Consider the following 17,496-nt stretch of genomic DNA (forward strand, 5'->3'; position numbering starts at 1 on the left):
CGACGGCATCGCCGAAACATCGATAATCGAAATCGGCCTGCCCTCGGACGGCAGTCTGAAAATCTTGGTAAGAAAGGCAGCCATTGTGTCACCAACCAACATGCCGGAAAACATGAAACTGTATCGCGGATCGGCCTTGATCTCGTCAATCTTGCTTTTCAGGCGCTGATAGGGGGCGCTGTTGGTCGCCTTGTCCAGCTTGCCCATTTCATTTTGCAGGATCGTTGTCAGATCGGACAGCAAATAGGGCACGGGTGAATCCACGGTCAGTTTTGCAACGCCCGAGGAGGCCTGGTTTTTTGCTTTTGCGGCGAGCAGGCATTTGGCGAGAATATCACAGTCCATCTGCTTGGCATCGCCCTTGGACTGGACAAACACCTCGCAATGCTCGCGAAAGTTCATCAGCCAATAAGGCAGGTTAAGATTGTTCACGTCGAATAATTTGCCGTTATTCTTGAAGGCCGCAGAATATTCACCATGCGGATCAATCATCAGAATGTGGCCTTCGGGGGCGAGATCACAGATTTTGTGGAGGATGAGCGCTGCCGCAGTCGACTTACCGGTACCGGTTGATCCCAAAAGCGCGAAATGCTTGCCGAGCATGGCATCGACATAAAGAGCGCTGCGGATATCGCTGGTCGGATAGACCGTGCCAATTTCGACATTGGCTCGGCCATCCGAAGCATAGACCTGTTTCAGGTCAGCTGTCGTCACGGCATAAACCGCCGAAGCTGGCGTCGGATAGCGGGTTACGCCGCGGCGAAAATTGAAAATTTGGCCGGTCAGCTGCTCCTCGTCGCCCTCACCAAGAAAATCAATCTCGGCGACCACCAAGCCTGCGTGAGCCCCATCAAGTTTCTGTGTCCGGATATTGGCCAGCAACCAGGTCTGACCGACGCGGATTTTAACCTGGCTGCCTACCTGGCCAGCCATCTGGACGGTCGTATCGGGATGGTTGAGCAATCCGGTCAGAATGGCAGTGTCCATTACGACTTTGGAACTCGATCCGGCGATTTCGATGACCTCACCAATTTTATGGCCCTCACTGCGCATTGAAGCTGCGCCCTGATTTGCATCGCCCCGGCCTTCATTTACAGAAACCGGAAGAGGCGTTGCGCCGGGGAAATTGTGGGAACCCATGTCGGACATTGCCGTTTTTCCTGTTTTACTTGTCAAAAAACCGGATTAGTCGATCATGGTTAAGGAAGATTTACTGCCGCTGCAGAAAGAAAACCCCGGCTGCCCGGCGGCCGGCAAGCGTCACATCTTGCGGAAAAGATAGCCTGCAGACCAGCCCAGGAAGACCGAAATGAACACGGCGATAAGACCGTATAAAAGGCCGTTATTCTGGGAAAGATTGGTGATGAAGCGGCCCATCCCGATTTTTTCGATGGTGATATCCTTGACCTCTGCCGCCTTTACCCGGCCATCAATAATCAGGAAGGTTTCTGCTGTATAATCACCCACCGGTACGCTGGCTGGCAGATTGATCCGCGCCTGATAGAGCACGCTATTGGTGATTTTGACGCTATTGGGCAGATTCTTGAACAGATTGCCCCGGGAATTCAGGTCCACCAGTCCGTCAACGAAACGATCCAGTTCGCGGCTGTCAATCGCACCGGCCGGAGAAAGCTGCAAATGATGCAGCCCCAATTCGTAAATATCTGCCGTCTTGCCATCGACAATCTCATCAATCGGCTTGGAGGAAGCCACCGCGTAAAAGCCGGGGGCCGAACGAAATTCGCTGCTCGCCGCGTTGATCCAGATACCGGCAATCTGCTGTTTCTCGCGCACGACAATCGATTTAACCGGCCCCTTGAGAACGACCACAATATCGGCCTGGTCGGTGTTGCGAGTACCCGGTGGATAGGTGATGGCTCCAAAAAGCAGCAATTGTGCGCCGTTGAAATCGCCCCTGATGCTGATGCGATCCTGCGATACTTCGGGAACCAGAACCGGGGTCGCGGCCACGGTCAGCATGGCGATGGCGAAAAGCCCAAACAAACGAGCGAAAAGGGAGTGAGGCCGATTCACAGGGGCTGCACCGTGTAAATTTCGTCCGGCTGGAATCCCAACCCCAATGCCATGCGTATCGCAACCAGCAGCACCATGGTTGCCAGAGCCAGCCGCAGATATTCAGGCCGCATGCGCTGGGCGAATTTTGCGCCCAGTTGCGCGCCGGTCACACTGCCGATCAGCAGCAGCGAGGCCAGAACGATATCAACCGCGCGCGTGGTCATGCTGTGCATCATCGTTGACGCAATGGTGACGAACAATATCTGGAATAGTGAGGTACCGACCACCACCTGCGCGCCCATGCCGAGCAGATAGAGCATCGCCGGCACCATGATGAAGCCGCCACCGACGCCCAGCAACATGGTCAATATGCCCGTCAGCAAGCCGAGTATGAACGGCGCTATCGGTGAAATATACAGGCCGGACCGGTAGAAGCGCCATCTGAATGGCAGATTGGCGACCAACGGATGATGCCGTCTTTTCCGCGCCGGCAACGGCTTGCCGGCACGCAGCGCCCGGACGCTCTGCAGGGATTCCTTGAACATCAGACCGCCGATGCTGGACAGCATCAAAACATACAGAACATTGATGACCGTATCAATCTGGCCCCAACTCTGCAAAATCTGGAAAAGCCCGGTTCCAATAATCGTTCCGACCAGACCGCCGGCCACCAATATTGCCCCCATCCGGAAATCGACTCCCTTGCGGCGCATATGGGCGGCGACGCCGGAAATGCTGGACCCGGTGACCTGGGTGGATGCGGAAGCGGCGGCTACTGTTGGAGGTATGCCATAGAAAATCAGCAGTGGCGTGGTCAGAAAACCGCCACCGACGCCGAACATGCCGGACAAGATCCCCACCAGTCCGCCGAGCAGGATGATGACGAAAGCATTGACCGAGAGATTGGCGATTGGCAAGTATATGTCCATATTACAAACGGACTAATCCCTTTTTGTTGCGGGATAAAGGGCGTTGCTGCCTGCAGGGCGAGAAAACATTAGGTTGGCCGAACAAGCAGAAAACGGCGTCTGCTCAGAAGCCGGTCGAAACGGTTATCGCCGCTCCGTTTCCGGGCCGGGCATTGCCCGCGATCCGAAGCCGCCAGTCCAAGGCGATACGCGCTGATGTCGTGCCAAGCGGGACCCTCAAATCAACGCGCGGGCCGACATCCATGCGGCTGATCTGGCGTTGACCGCCAGCCCAGGCTCCCGGGCCGATGGAGAGTGTTGTCGGGCCCAATTCTGCTATCGGGCGCTGCAAGGTCGCTGACCCGTCAAAAAAATAGGTCTTATTCTGGCCGAGGACATAGCCCGCCTGCGCATAAGTCTCGAGCGTAAATTTTTCCACGATTGGATCTGGCCCGGTACCGCCGGTCGCATAAAAAGCGGTACCGGCAAACCCTCCCGAACTTGCGTCAAAGCGTTGTTCGGCGTGCAATGCGACGGGCAGATTACGGACCGGATGAATGCGGGCGCCCAATGCGAATTCCTGCTGGCTCCAGGGGGAGAGTGCTGTCGAGAGCCGACCATAGACTGATATGTCCGGCGCCGGCCTGTCCAACAAGCGATAGGACAATATTGCGCCGGCCTGGCTGCCGCCATATTGGCCGTTGGATGGTGAGCGCCCCGCTTGTCTCTCCCGCCCTTGTTTGGCCCGGGAATCTTGCCGGGCGTAAATCCAGAAATAGGCGGTCATCCTGTTGCTATGGTGGATGACGGGCGGATCTGGGAAAGGCGGGACCATCCTTACACCCTCGCTTGCATCACCCCCGGATCGAGTGAACGAGGCCTGCAGGAAAAAGCCGCGGACGTCATCGGAGTCTTGCCATGGCCGACGGGACAGACCGGGCAGGATTGCGGCGGACCGTTCCGCAATCGGTGAAGCGCCGGAGCGGCGCTCCGCCGCATAGACAGAGAGATATTTCTGTTTTGCAGCATCATCGTGCCGGCTTTGCTTTGGCATAATAAAGGGCAGCGCGGCCAGCCCTTGTCTTTTCGTTTTGACATCATGACGCGCTGTGTTGCCGATCAGCGGGTCCACCGGATTCCATGCCATATTTGCGGGGCTATGCGACACAATGACCCGCACCAATATCCAGATCGCCGCCAGACTTGCCATTGCCCGTAAAGGCGCACCGGCTGTGGTCCCGAGCAAGGGGTCAGCCTCTGTCGCCGACGGCATATTGCGGCCTGAGTTGCTTGATATTCTCTTCGTCCGGATAAAAATGGCTGGTTTTTTCCCAACGGGCGGGCTGACCGGCCAGCTGATCCATATATTGGCTGAGAGCCCGCCAGACCGCCATGATGTTGATCATATTGGCCACGATCGTCCGGGGAATCGACAAGAATGCTTCGCGCAGCCCGTATAGGGCAAAGACGAAATAGCATTTCATCAACAGCCGCCACATCAGGAACCCGCCATTGAGGAACAGCAATATTCGCAAAAATTGGGAAACGGGTTGGAGATGGTAGCTCCCGATCAAGTCGGCGAGCAGCAATATGCCCATCAGAATGATCGCAATATAGGCGATTGCCAGGACAATGGCGGCAAAACTGGCCTTGCGATCACGCAGCCGCATCCAATTCTCCCGCCAGCTATTTTCCCAGCCCAGCCGGTCCCACCCGGACAAGGAAATGCCTGCCATCCAACGGCTTTTCTGGCGAATGGCATCTTCCAGTTTGTCCGGGAAAAATTCCTGGGTTGCGACCAGTTGTCCGTGCCGGTCTCGGAACCGCGCGAAAATGCCGCTAGCCTCGCCACTGGTCAGATGGAGTCCCAGTTCATAATCTTCGGTCATGCTGCTCGCGTCAAACGGCTTGCCCTGGGTCTGGACGGACAGCTTTTGCAACGCATCCCGAGCGAAGGCGCAGCCGACTCCGGCAGAAGGTATGGCAGCACCCAGCGCCTCGCGCAGCACCATTTGCTTGCCATGCAATTCTGCAAATTCATCGCCATAATGGCCCGCGATCCAGCGCGATCCTTTGGCCCGGCGCGGAATGACCGGCAGTTGCACCAGTGCAGCCTTTCCGATCAGATGGCCGAAAAGCCTCAAAGCCTCGGGATGCACAATATCCTCTGCATCGTGCAATATGATCGCGGCAAAATTGGTCTGTTCCTCAATTTCGTCGCGACACAGGGCATCCCACAGATGATTGAGACAATCCGCTTTGGTAGTGGGTCCGTATCGTTGACACATGACCAACCGAATCCTGGCTCTGCCGGTGGATGCTGCCGCCACAGCAGCGACGGTTTCGGCATCATTGGGATAGCAACCGACGTAAATGCGATATTTGCCGACTGTCCATTGCTGCAAGCAGCGCCGCAGCATCGCACCGATCACTGGCGCCTCTCTCCAGGCGGGTACAAATATCGCCATGCGGCATTCGGATGCCGGAATGCTAAGGCTTTCGACGGTTGCCCTTTTATAGCGTGAATAAACAAACAGCTTGCGTTTCAAACTGTGGAAAAACCACAACCCGTCGAACAGCAGATCGTCGACCGCGCCGATCAGAAAGGCCATGCTGGCGAATAGCAGCAGTTCCTTTTGCAGAAAGTCGAGAAACGGCAAAATTTGATCGCCTGCCATGGACATACTCCGGGGGTTTGCAGAAGCGGGGCTTCTGCAAGAGGTTGAAAAATGACCACAATGTAAGTGGTTCGCGGCGCGCCGGCGCTAACCGGATTTGATTTTGCGACCCGGTGCCAAGGGCATATGTTCACAGGATCCGATGGCCAGCGCCAGCAGCATCGGATAAGCCCAGAACACCGCTCCAGTGCCGAAAGCCCAAGGGGTAATCTGCGGCGCCACCATCATTGCGGTATGAATGGTTACCGCAAGCAGTTGAAAGGCGGTCGCCCACATCGGCCAGAAGCGATCGGATTTGAGCGTTAGATGAATAAACGCAAACAGCACGGCAATGTCGATGGCAAATATGCCCACTTCCAAGCTGGACCACGAGCTTCCAAACGATCGGGCTACCACCAGAGTAGATAACGACCCGAATATCATGATCGCCGCCCCGAAATATTCCGAACGAGTACCGCGGGCAATGGCATAGCCACAGCAGGCAAAGAGAAATATATACTAGAGATAAGCCCAGATCGTATCGAAGATCACAGCGTCATGACTTGCTCTGACATTATTTCGCCTGCAGCCGGGACAACCGAAGCGACGGTTGCCTAGGCAGCATGATCAGCCATATTGACGATATTTTCATCCTGCTTCCGGGCAAGCTCCGGTGGCTTCATGTCAGTGCTTCCCAAAGCCATGGCCTGCAATCCGATTTGATCGCGCGTTTCTGCCAGTCGGTTGTGGGTTGCAACCAGAGATCCCCTGGCCCCGACCAAGGCAGATAATGTTTCCGCCGCCCGGGAGATCGCTTCCTGACCGACAACAGCCGACAAATTGGCGTTCGTCCGCGCTATCGGCATATATCCGGTCAAATCAGCCATTTTGCATATTGCATCATCGATAGCCTGTTCCGCTGCAACCAGTCTTTTCGTCAAATTCTCGGCTGCATCGCGTCGCTGTTTTAGCATCATTATTCCTTTCTCACACTTCGATATTCCGCACTGAACCCATGTCTCATAATCACAAACAGATGCGCCGGCCGGAAGCTAACGCTTATCCTTTGAGCCGGGACAGCGCTTCCAGGCCCGCGACCAGTACACCGAAAGACACAGCGGACCCGATCGCGATGGCCAATATCCATCCCAACCGTTCGACCGTCGCGAGACTGTTTCTCTCGCCACGATAGCGCGGAACGGGAAGCGGACGGCGCCTGATTTCAGATTGCTCCAAAGCCGTGATAGCGCCGCCGCTATCCGCACTCACACCATCATCCATTACGCCGGTCTTTTCGTTTCCGGTTCTCCAGGATGACGGGTCCTGTTCCCCGCTTTTGCTGGCTGACTCAATGGCCGACCGTTGATATATCAACGGATGATATATGTTTTCATGATCAAGCGCGGCAAATGTTCGCGCTGCTTCAAAGCGAGACTGAGCATTCAGAATGCGCATGGCGGTGCGCAATCTTTGATCCACCGTGTGCGGAGACACGCCCAGTTCCCGGGCAATTTCCTTGGAATTGAGATGCGCCAGCACCAGCCGCAGACAATCGCGCTGACCGTCATTCAGCCTGTCCACCGCAGCCATGGTCATATCGGGCGCTGCCCATCGAATCGAATGTTCGGAATTGTTGAACGGCGCAATATGGCTGCAGCCTTGCAGCAGAAAGCCGACAAAAATTGCCGGAATCGCGCTCCATGCTCCATATCTGCCCCCTGACTGTCCTATTTTGACCGACTGATACGAACCGCAATAGTAACAGAATACCGCCGTTTCGTGAAATAAATCCTTTTTTGTGTCCATCGAGCCACGGTCTCGTTTCGCAAGCCGGATTGCTACAAAGTCCGCTGGACTTGCGTCCTGGTTCAGGCCATCAACCTCAAAAAATAGGAGAGAGCATGAGTGCAACCCAGGCAGAGCCCGTGACGAATACCGGACTGGCATATCGGTCCGGTGGCTATCGGAATTATGTGATAATTTCGTTGATGCTTCTCTACACGCTGAACTTCATCGATCGCATATTGATCGGCGTTGTCGCTCAACCCATCATCGAAGAGTTCAAGCTGCAGGATTGGCAGTTCGGCCTGTTGTCCGGTTTTGGCTTTGCCCTGATGTATACGGTCATGGGCATCCCGATTGCCCGGCTTGCCGAGCGCATGAACCGCGTCAAGATCATCGCCGCCAGCGTCATATTATGGTCGCTCATGACCGCATTGTGCGGAATTGCGGGCAGCTTCATTGCGCTGCTCGTATTCCGGATTGGCGTCGGCATCGGCGAAGCGGGCCTGACCCCTGCGGCCAATTCAATCATCTCGGACTATTTCCCGCCGCGCAGCCGCGCCCGGGCGATAGCCATATACACGATGGGCATCACGCTCGGCGGCGTGCTGGCCAATGCCTTTGGCGGTCCGATCACCGAATTATTTTCCTGGCGCGAGGCGTTTCTGGCGTTGGGCATACCCGGAGTATTGTTCGGCCTGATTTTCCTGTTCACCGTCGAGGAGCCACCCCGCGGCTATGCCGACCCGCCGACAGCAATCAAACCCAGAAAAATGGGCATCGGGGACACGGTGAGGGAATTGTCGGCCAAACGCAGTTTCTGGATCAACATGATCGCGGCTGCTCTGGTCGCCTTCGTCGGCTATGGCGTGAGCAATTTTCAGGTCGCCTTTTTTCAGCGCGTGCACGAAATGTCGATCTCGGAAGTGGCACTGCAGATTGCCGTGCCGCTCGGCCTGGCCGCCTCTTTCGGTGCTTTTTTTACCGGTTATCTGACCGAGAGAATGAGCGGTCGCTATCCCAATGTAGTCGCCTGGCTGCCGGGCGTCATGCTGATCCTGTGCGTACCGCTCTACTGGATTGGTTTCACCACCGACAGCGTGCCTTTCGCCCTGACCGTGCTGCTGTTCGCGGCGGCCCTGCATTACGGCTATCTCGGCGCCCAATATACAATTTGCCAGGGCGTTGCGAGCCCGCAGTCACGGGCAACCGCCGTCGCCCTCTTCCTGTTCATCGTCAACCTGATTGGCTATGGCTGCGGCCCGCTCGTCATGGGGATTGCCAGTGACATGCTGATGAGCGCCCATCTTGCCGGCTCCCAGTTTGCCACAGAGCTAACCAGCCAGATCTGCAAAGGCCGGCCAGAGGATCTTATCGCAACCCTGGGCGCGGCCAAGGCCGGGGTCTGCATGACCGCAAGCGCGGAAGGCCTGCGCTGGTCGATGCTGTATATCATCAGCATCTTCTTTGTCGCCGGCGGCATGTATATCTATGCCTGCAAGACGCTGCAAAAAGACCTTGTGGCGAAGATGAGCTAGCGCAGATGGCCCGTCCAGAACCATGGCAGCTGATTGCCAAAAACTATCCGGTATCCGTCGTCACCCAGACCCGCTTTCAGGATATTGATCCCAACCGGCACCTTAACAATGTCGCCTTTGCGGCAATGTTTGAAAATGCCCGGGTTCGCCTGAACCGCGGGCTGCGGCCCTGGGCTGATCGACCGAGGAACGAACGGAGCATGGTCGCGGCGGTGACCATCAACTATCTCCGTGAAGGCCAATATCCCGACGATGTCGAGATCAGTTCGGGCGTCAGCAGGATCGGTACATCCAGCTATGTGATCACCCAGGCGATGTTCCAGAATGGCCAGTGCCTGGCGACCTGCGATTCCGTCATCGTCTGCCGCACCGATGGCGAGGGCAAACCGCTACGCCAGGAAGTGGTTGATGAACTCAAGAAGATGCGGACCACCGGTTAGCTTCTTCCGGGCCATCTCACCGTTCGCACTGATCCGGTCGAAATGCCGGTTTTCTCTGACAAGGTCCTTCGACAGGCTCAGGACGAACGGTCTTCATCTAGAAGCCTCTAATCAGTCGGTAAAATTCGCGGTCCGCTTCTGCATGAAGGCCATCACCGCTTCGACCTGATTGGGCGTGCGGCTGACCTTTTCCTGCCCGACCGATTCCATCATCAAAATCTCGTCTTCGTTCATATCGGGCAGCTTGTTGATCAGCTGCTTGGCGATCTGCACCGCCTGCGGATGTTTGCTGGCGATTTCCCGGGCGATTTCCATCGCTTTTGCATGGGGGTTTTCCGACAGATGGGTGACGAAGCCCAGTTCCTTGCCTTCCTCGCCGGTGAAGATACGATTGGTATAGGTCAGTTCGCGCAGGATATCATCGCGGACGAAACTGCGCCAGGTGGTGAAGCTGCCCATATCGGGAATCAGGCCCCAGCGCATTTCCATGATCGACATTTTTGCATCCGGCGCGACCACGCGAATGTCGGCGGCGCTGGCGAATTGCAGGCCGCCGCCGATGCATGGACCGTGGATCGCTGCGATAACCGGTGCTTTCAAATTCCGCCAGAGCAGCACGATATGCTGATATTTATTGGCATTGCCAAAGGTGCGTTCGGTCAGCGTGCTGGCCAGCGGTGACTTGTCGCCATCCTTGCTGGCTTCCGACGCGGCAGCGGCAGATGCGGCAAAGCTGCCCATGTCGAGACCAGCGCAAAAGGCCTTGCCTTCACCCGACAGGACGATGGCTCTAATGCCCTCCATCGCCGCCAGTTTTTCGCCCGCTGCCACAATCGCATCAATCTGTTCGCCATCAAGCGCGTTCATCTTGTCCGGCCGGTTGAAGCGGACATCGGCGATATGATCCTTGACGGTAATGGTGACGCGTTCTGACATTTTTCATCCTTTGCTCTTCCCGGTTCGCGGCGAGCGAAGTCGGGAAGCTTGATATTCCCGCTGTGTCTCGACTGCGCTCGACACGAACGGAAATGAAGATTCGATCCTAAACTGGACTCTGTTTAATCGCCCAATTAACAAGCGGCAACTGGTCATTGCCAAAATACATTCTTTCGCCGTCGCCAAAAGGCACGAAAATGCTGGGCGATCCATAAGCGCCGCGGACAATTGCTTCTTCGGTATTGGCGCGCAGCCGATCCTTGACCTCCTGCTCCTGTGTCCGTGCTGCCAGAGCCGGACCATCCAGGCCGACCTCATTGGCGATGGCGATCAACACCTCCGGATCATCAAGATTGCGCTGCTCGCCATAATAAGCGTTGAACGCAGCGGTCGCGAACTTGTGCAGCGCCGCCTGATCTTCCTCCAGCGCACAACAGACGCGCATCGCGTGGACCGACTTGACCGGATGATGTTCGCTCGGGAAATTCATCGGCACGCCGGCCAGCGCTGCCCAGTCCTTGAGCACGCGAAAACTGTGGACGAATTTGCGATTGTCGGGATTTTCCCGCGCTGCGTAAACGTCCTGATTCACCGCGTTGAACACGCCGCCGACCAGGAACGGTTTCCAGATGATCTCGGCATTATTCGCTTTGATGATCGGCTGGATATTGTGGAAGGCGAGACAGGTCCATGGAGACGAGAGATCAAAGTAGAATTCTACTGTTACTGGCATTTTTCAATCCTTCCTGTGCCCCGGCGAAGGCCGAGGTCCATCTCCTGCGTCATCGCCAACAAGTATCGGTCATGTCCGGCGCTGCACGCAAGACCAAATTCCATGCCGACCACCGAGTGCCGACGCAATGACAGGAGATGGGCACCTGCCTGCGCAGGTGCTCTATTCCTTCAACCCGAACAATGTCTTGCGTGTCTGCGCATCATCCTGCGGGTTGCGATTGATCTTGTCGCGGCCGACCGCCATCCCGCGCCGCAAACCTTCGCGTTGTTTCAGCGTCTCGTACCAGCGCTGCACATGGGGGAAATCGGCCAGGTCAATTTCCTGGCGCTTGTAGGTCTGCACCCAGGGGAAGCAGGCGATGTCGGCGATGCTATATTCTTCACCGGCAAGATATTCATTGGCAGCCAGCCGCCGGTCCATCACCCCGAACAGCCGCAGCACTTCCTTGCGGTAGCGTTCGGTGGCATATTCTATCCGCTCCGGCGCATAGAGTTTGAAATGGCCATGCTGGCCCATCATCGGCCCCAGCCCGCCCATCTGCCACATCAGCCATTCGGTCGCCGCAATCTGGCCACGCAGATCATGCGGCAGAAATTGCTCCGCCTTGTCTGCCAGATAAAGCAGGATCGCACCAGTCTCGAACACAGACACCGGGTCTCCGCCATCCGCCGGATCATGATCGACGATCGCCGGGATCCGGTTGTTCGGGCTGATCGCGAGAAACTCCGGCGCAAACTGCTCGCCCGCGCCGATGTTCACCCATTTGATAGCATAATCCAGCCCGCACTCCTCGAGCATGACGGAAATCTTCCAGCCATTGGGTGTCGGAGCGAAATAGAGGTCGATCAAGAGGTCATCATCGCTTGAACATCACAAATTCCATGCGCCGGTTCAGCCATCAGATCGCTTCGCTTTGTCCCGGCGTGTTGACACCCATTTTCTGAAGATATTTTTTCACATTGCGCGCGGCCTGACGGATGCGTTGCTCATTCTCGACCAGCGCGATGCGGACAAAGCCCTCGCCATCCTCGCCATAGCCAACGCCGGGGGCAACCGCGACACCGGCTTCGGTAAGCAATTGCTTGGAAAATTCGAGGCTGCCCATATCGGCGAGCTGTGGCGGCAATGGGGCCCAGGCAAACATTGATGCGGCGGGTGGCGGGATTTCCCAGCCGGCCCGGCCAAAGCTTTCCACCAGCACATCGCGGCGCTTGTGATAAAGTTCGCGGTTCTTGGCGACCTGATCCTGCGGCCCATTGAGCGCGGCACAGGCAGCTGCCTGGATCGGCGTGAACCCGCCGTAATCAATATAGCTTTTCACCCGGGTCAGGGCGCTGATCAACGTCTTGTTGCCGACGGCAAAGCCGACTCGCCAGCCGGCCATGGAATAGGTCTTGCTGAGCGAGGTAAATTCCACCGCGACATCCTTGGCGCCCGGCACCTGCAATATCGACGGCGTCGGATTGCCGTCATAATAAAGCTCGGAATAGGCGAGGTCGGACAAGAGCCAGACCTTGTTTTCCTTCGCCCAGGCCACCAGCCGTTCGTAGAAGGCAAGGTCGACCACTTCCGCGGTCGGGTTGGAGGGATAGTTTACCACCAGCAGAGTCGGCCGCGGCACGGTAAAGGCCATCGCCCGTTCGAGCGATTTCCAATAATGTTCATCGGGCGTCGTCGGCACGCTGCGAATAGTCGCGCCAGCAATGATGAAACCGAACGTATGGATCGGATAGCTCGGATTGGGCGCGAGGATACAGTCGCCCGGCGCGGTGATCGCCGTGGCCAGGCTGGCCAGACCTTCCTTCGACCCAAGCGTCACCACGACTTCCGTGTCGGGGTCCACGTCGACACCAAAGCGCCGGCCATAATAATTGGCTTGTGCCTTGCGCAGGCCCGGGATCCCCTTGGATGCCGAATAGCCATGGGCATCGGGTTTCTGCGCCACTTCGCACAGCTTGTCGATGACATGCTGCGGCGGCGGCAGGTCGGGATTGCCCATGCCGAGATCGATAATGTCTTCACCGGCCGCTCGCGCCGCTGCCCGCATGTTATTGACTTCAGCAATCACATAGGGTGGCAGGCGTTTGATGCGGTAAAACTCTTCGGACATTATCAATCGTTTCTTGCGTTAAATGTTATTGGGCCCCCGCTTTGCTTAATTTTGACGCGAATGTCGAGGGCTTGAAGGCGGTTTCGGCAATTTGTGCCCCACATCTGCTGCGGAGCACTGACAGCAGATCACTGCTGTCCCACATCAACTGCCCAACAAGTCCCTTCCACTCAGGCCTGAAGCCGGTTCGTTCCTCGCAATACCGTCTGGCTGGCGCTGCTGCGCAACGCCATTGACTTGGCGCGGATGGTGTCGAGAAAATGCCATGTCGAGGTGGCTTTTTCGGGGGTCAACGACACCGTCATATAGCCGCGGTTGGAGGTGTCGGTCCATTGCAACTGGCTATTGGTTTCCCGCAATGCCTTGGCGGCGACATCGGGCCTAGCGCCCGACAAATAGGATTCGAGACCCGGAGAGGTCACGCTATGCCCGCCAAATTCGACACCGGCCTTGCCGTCAGCGGTTTCCAGATTGAACGCCCAGCCATTATGGCTATCACCCGACAAGACGATCAGATCGGCATCGGCCGCCTGTGCTTCTTTCAACGCCCGTTCGCGTGCCTGCGGATAGCCGTCCCAGCTGTCGAAATTGATCGGCAGACCCATTTTTGCCGCCAGTGCGCCCACCTTCAGCCGTTGCTTGGCAAAGGCCGGAGCATCGGGCGCCACCCAGTTGATCGCCTCCTGTGGCAGCTTGAGCTCGCCCATCACGCATTGCTGCGACCAGACCTGCCATTTGGTACCGGACGCCTTTGATTTGCGCATCGCGGAACCCAGCCAGGCCTCCTGCTCGCCACCGATCATTTCCCGCGCCGGATCTTGCCAGACATTGTCGCGGAAGGCCTCGATCACCGCCTGGACATCTTCCTGCCCGTTCAGCGCCGCGCCCAGATCCAGCTGCTTGCTGCGCGCGCTGATCCGGCTCTCGGTCAGAAACAGGGTCGCCAGATCACCAATCTGATATTCGCTCCAGCGCGGGCTGCCATAATCCTTGTCGCTGACCGGCATCCATTCGCGGTAGACGCGTTCGGCAACCCGCTTGCGCACTTCCCAGTCGCCTTCGCTGGCGTCATGATTTTCCGCGCCATCCTTATAGGCGTCATTGGCAAATTCATGGTCGTCCCACATCGCGATCATCGGCAACACCTGATGAATGCGCTGCAAGTCCGGATCCTTGCGATAGGCCGCATAGCGCAGGCGATAATCGGCAAGCTGGATGATTTCGGAGACCGGATCGAGCACACGCGCGGCTACGGTCTGATCCTTCGACGGATAGGTTCCGGCGGGATATTCGTAGATATAGTCGCCGGTATGCACGATCAGATCGAGAGACGCATTTTGGGCCGCATGGGCGTAGGCGTTGAAATAGCCAAACGGCAGATTGGAACAGCCGACGACGCCGATGTTAAATTGCGCGGTTGGTCCCTCTGGCAGGGTCCGGGTACGGCCGACCTGCGATTTCGAGCCGTCTGGACCGATGAAGCGATAAAAATACCAAGCGTTCGGGTCGAGACCCTGAGCCGTGATCTTCGCGATATGGTCGCGATCAACCAGCGCCTCCACTTCTCCGGCAATTTTGGCACCGGAAAAGTCGGCGTTTGAGGATATCTCTGCCGTGAGCTTGACGTCGCCATTGCCGATATAGCGAGTCCATAACAGCACTGAGCTTTTGGAAGGTTCGCCGCTGGCCACGCCATGGGTAAATCCCTTTGCGCTCATCAGTGATGCCGAAGCCGGCACGCTAAGCGCGCCGAGGCCGAATGTTCCCAGCGCCATCAATTGGCGGCGATCGATATTCATGGTCATGATTTTATCCCAAAATGCCTAGAGCGAGCAAAATAGCGAAGAATAGAGACAGGCTGATGACAGTGAAAAACAATAGAAAAAATGTCCGGATCAGCGCTTCAGGGCGCGACATTCCATAGCCGTGGCGCAATTGCCGGTACATGTGAAACGGCGGATAGAAGACCAGCAGCAACCCCCAAAGGGTTCCAGAAACCCCGGTCGCGGCCAGCACGGCGCAAGTGATGAACAACAGGGACATGAAGCTGATCGAATAGGTTGTAAAAACCGCATGATCATAAAAATGAAATCCCCGCCGACCAATCAGCGTCAACCAGACGAACGGCAAGGATAGCGGAATCAGTAGCCAGGCGAATTTATAGCCATTGGCCTTGAGCTTGTAGAGCAGCAATTCCGGGTTGGCGTTGACCTTTTTGAAGGCACTGGCGAGCCATTTGTTGGCAGCCGGCCAACCGGTTTGCAAGCTGCTGTCGGAAGTCAGCACATTGCCAGCCTGGATATCGTCCAGACCGGTTTGTATCTTGGCCAGATCATCGCCGGACAAGCTGGTTCCCCGGACATCTCCATCGCCAAGATTGACATCGGGATAAGGCATTTTTTTGCCCATCATTGTCGCCAAAACATTGCGGCCCTTTTTGAGATCCAGAATCTCCTGCTCAAGCTTGGTCTTGTCTGCGCCGTCAGCCAGATTTAGCTGCGCCGTCTTGGCCTTGATCTGTCCGTCAAACTGCCCGGCCTGCCTGGTTACCCCGGTGCTCCATTCATCATCGGCTGTACCATCGCTTGATGGAAAAGGATCGCCGAGAAAAGAAAAGACCGCAAACATCATGAACACGGAAAACAGGAACAGCGCCATCGGGGAAATGAAACGGGCGCGCTCGCCATGGATGTAACGCCGGGTCAGTTCGCCCGGTTTCCAGGCCAGCAATGGCAATGTCCGCCAGAATTTGCCCTCAAAATGCAATACGCCGTGCAAGATATCGTGCCAGAAGGCACCAATAGACCGGTGGACATGCAGCGCCTGGCCGCAATTGGGGCAATAATTACCGGTCACAACGGCACCGCAGTTCAGGCAATTTCCGCCTTTGCCACCAGCTGCCGCGCCGCTCTCATCTTCCAATGCCTTGGCGATCAGACCGCCTTCCACGGCGGTTCCTATTGCTTCCAGTTCCTCCGACATGAGGCGCAGTTTTGGCCTATTCGATCAATAAGGCAAGCGGCTTTTTGTAATCTGCCTGATGTAGTGGTATATGATATATCATATCAGATTTTGGGAGAAAGAAAATGCGCAGCAAGAAACTGTATCTTCGCCAGAAAACGCCTGGCATTGCAGCGGACAAACCATTTGCGGAACTCAACATCACACCGCTGATTGATGTGCTGCTGGTGCTTCTGGTGATGCTGATGCTTTCCATCCCGGCCGTAACCCACAAAGTGCCAGTCGACCTGCCCTCGGGAACTGCGGGTACCGACACGCCGGTTGTCAACAAGCTGTTCTTGAATGCTGCCGGCACAGCGATCTGGAACGATATACCGATGGACAGCGACCGGTTGCGGGTCCGGCTGGAGATGATGGCCAGGGACCCGGCAAAGCCGCAACTCCATTTCGAAAGCGATGCCCAGGCGCGATACGAACGATTTGATCAACTCGTGGCGATGATCAAAAGGGCGGGTGTCGAAGAAGTCGGTTTCGTCGGCAATGATCAATTCGCAATATGGGACCATCCTTGAATTCTGAATTTGCGCCATCAAGCCAGTCCGTCGCCAGCACCCCCCCCCCTTACCGAGCGCGGACCGGCCTTGATCCTCCAGCTCCTTCGCGAAAAGACCCAGTCTGGAATCGATTGGGTGCTCAAGCCCGACACCGAAAAGGAGCAATGCGCATAATCCTGCCGCGATAAACGGCTGGCAGAGATCGGCCGGTTCAGCCCTGGGTATGATGCAAATGAAAATCGCAGATAAACCGCAATCAAATCAAATCATGGAAAGTCCGCGCCATTCCAGCAGCAGGCATCGGTTGCTATTTCACCTTGACTGTAAAGATGCACCATCTTTCTATTTGATCACTCCTCAATGCGTCGCAATAGTTGCACAGAACCATTTGATTCATCTGATCAATTGACTAGGTTAGGCCTTGGCCCAGTAAAGCGAGACGTCGACCAAGGTCGAATTTGAAGATTGGAAATTTGCATGCGAAAAATCCTGATTTCGGCGATATTGGCGCTTGGCGTCGCAAATATTGCGCCCCTTGCTGCTCAGCCATTGCCGGACAACACCATCGATCCAGCGAAAATCATTCCCTATTTTAATGTTGAAACAATCGATGCGACGCTCAAAACCGTCACCGGCAATCATCTGGCTACCGTCAATCCCGCGGGTGAAAATATCATAACCGCTTATGCGCCAAATGGTCTGCAATTCTCCTTCCAATTTCTTCAATGTGATGAGAAAACCCCTGTTCAGTGCAAAGCGCTCCAGCTTTTAACGAGCTGGAGTCTGGACGGCCAGAAACTAGACTTGCAGAATATTGTACCCGCGTTTCAGCGCAGCCATCTATTCGTCAATAGCGGA

18 protein-coding genes are annotated in these 17,496 nt (G+C 56.2%); 4 read left to right on the top strand and 14 right to left on the bottom strand.

The features are described 5' to 3' along the window. From V7665_RS06555 to V7665_RS06590, 8 genes are all read right to left on the bottom strand, one after another. Positions 1 to 1,053: ATP-binding protein (locus V7665_RS06555; protein WP_335663730.1), on the bottom strand; the 1,053-nt coding region annotated here is incomplete at its 3' end. Positions 1,054 to 1,260: 207 nt separating this feature from the next. Then, complete coding sequence (locus tag V7665_RS06560; protein WP_335663731.1) at positions 1,261 to 1,980, bottom strand: TIGR02186 family protein; 720 nt, start codon at positions 1,978 to 1,980, stop codon at positions 1,261 to 1,263. 50 nt (positions 1,981 to 2,030) lie between these two features. After that, positions 2,031 to 2,945, bottom strand: a complete 915-nt coding sequence (locus V7665_RS06565) for a sulfite exporter TauE/SafE family protein (protein WP_335663732.1) — start codon at positions 2,943 to 2,945, stop codon at positions 2,031 to 2,033. 103 nt (positions 2,946 to 3,048) lie between these two features. Next, positions 3,049 to 4,197, bottom strand: coding sequence for a hypothetical protein (locus V7665_RS06570; protein WP_335663747.1), 1,149 nt, complete (start codon positions 4,195 to 4,197; stop codon positions 3,049 to 3,051). Continuing rightward, on the bottom strand, positions 4,175 to 5,602 hold the full coding sequence (locus tag V7665_RS06575; protein WP_335663733.1) for a glycosyl transferase family protein: 1,428 nt from the start codon (positions 5,600 to 5,602) through the stop codon (positions 4,175 to 4,177). Before V7665_RS06575 ends, V7665_RS06570 begins: the two co-directional genes overlap by 23 nt. An 87-nt stretch (positions 5,603 to 5,689) precedes the next feature. Next, complete coding sequence (locus V7665_RS06580) at positions 5,690 to 6,025, bottom strand: hypothetical protein (protein WP_335663734.1); 336 nt, start codon at positions 6,023 to 6,025, stop codon at positions 5,690 to 5,692. A gap of 170 nt (positions 6,026 to 6,195) precedes the next feature. Continuing rightward, a complete protein-coding gene (locus V7665_RS06585) occupies positions 6,196 to 6,558 on the bottom strand; it encodes a hypothetical protein (RefSeq protein WP_335663735.1) in 363 nt (120 codons plus the stop codon). A gap of 82 nt (positions 6,559 to 6,640) precedes the next feature. Beyond that, positions 6,641 to 7,387: a helix-turn-helix domain-containing protein gene (locus tag V7665_RS06590; RefSeq protein WP_335663736.1), complete on the bottom strand. Its 747-nt coding sequence runs from the start codon at positions 7,385 to 7,387 to the stop codon at positions 6,641 to 6,643. A gap of 95 nt (positions 7,388 to 7,482) precedes the next feature. Here V7665_RS06590 and V7665_RS06595 point away from each other — a divergent pair, with 95 nt between their 5' ends. After that, complete coding sequence (locus V7665_RS06595; protein ID WP_335663737.1) at positions 7,483 to 8,901, top strand: spinster family MFS transporter; 1,419 nt, start codon at positions 7,483 to 7,485, stop codon at positions 8,899 to 8,901. 5 nt (positions 8,902 to 8,906) lie between these two features. After that, complete coding sequence (locus V7665_RS06600) at positions 8,907 to 9,341, top strand: acyl-CoA thioesterase (RefSeq protein ID WP_335663738.1); 435 nt, start codon at positions 8,907 to 8,909, stop codon at positions 9,339 to 9,341. Between the two features lie 111 nt (positions 9,342 to 9,452). Here V7665_RS06600 and V7665_RS06605 read toward each other — a convergent pair whose 3' ends face one another. The 6 genes from V7665_RS06605 to V7665_RS06630 form a co-directional block, all read right to left on the bottom strand. Further along, complete coding sequence (locus tag V7665_RS06605; protein ID WP_335663739.1) at positions 9,453 to 10,277, bottom strand: crotonase/enoyl-CoA hydratase family protein; 825 nt, start codon at positions 10,275 to 10,277, stop codon at positions 9,453 to 9,455. A gap of 106 nt (positions 10,278 to 10,383) precedes the next feature. Beyond that, a complete protein-coding gene (locus V7665_RS06610) occupies positions 10,384 to 11,010 on the bottom strand; it encodes a 2-hydroxychromene-2-carboxylate isomerase (RefSeq protein WP_335663740.1) in 627 nt (208 codons plus the stop codon). 162 nt (positions 11,011 to 11,172) lie between these two features. Beyond that, a complete protein-coding gene (locus tag V7665_RS06615) occupies positions 11,173 to 11,862 on the bottom strand; it encodes a glutathione binding-like protein (protein WP_335663741.1) in 690 nt (229 codons plus the stop codon). 49 nt (positions 11,863 to 11,911) lie between these two features. Continuing rightward, complete coding sequence (locus tag V7665_RS06620) at positions 11,912 to 13,123, bottom strand: LL-diaminopimelate aminotransferase (RefSeq protein ID WP_335663742.1); 1,212 nt, start codon at positions 13,121 to 13,123, stop codon at positions 11,912 to 11,914. A gap of 170 nt (positions 13,124 to 13,293) precedes the next feature. Then, on the bottom strand, positions 13,294 to 14,928 hold the full coding sequence (locus V7665_RS06625) for an alkaline phosphatase D family protein (RefSeq protein ID WP_335663743.1): 1,635 nt from the start codon (positions 14,926 to 14,928) through the stop codon (positions 13,294 to 13,296). A 4-nt stretch (positions 14,929 to 14,932) separates the two neighbouring features. Then, positions 14,933 to 16,105, bottom strand: a complete 1,173-nt coding sequence (locus V7665_RS06630; RefSeq protein ID WP_335663744.1) for a DUF3667 domain-containing protein — start codon at positions 16,103 to 16,105, stop codon at positions 14,933 to 14,935. A gap of 104 nt (positions 16,106 to 16,209) precedes the next feature. Here V7665_RS06630 and V7665_RS06635 point away from each other — a divergent pair, with 104 nt between their 5' ends. Next, positions 16,210 to 16,656, top strand: coding sequence for an ExbD/TolR family protein (locus V7665_RS06635; RefSeq protein ID WP_335663745.1), 447 nt, complete (start codon positions 16,210 to 16,212; stop codon positions 16,654 to 16,656). 486 nt (positions 16,657 to 17,142) lie between these two features. Next, on the top strand, positions 17,143 to 17,496 hold a 354-nt coding region (locus V7665_RS06640), incomplete at its 3' end, for a hypothetical protein (protein ID WP_335663746.1).

Source organism: Parasphingorhabdus sp. (assembly GCF_036964675.1).
Taxonomy (GTDB): Bacteria; Pseudomonadota; Alphaproteobacteria; order Sphingomonadales; family Sphingomonadaceae; genus Parasphingorhabdus.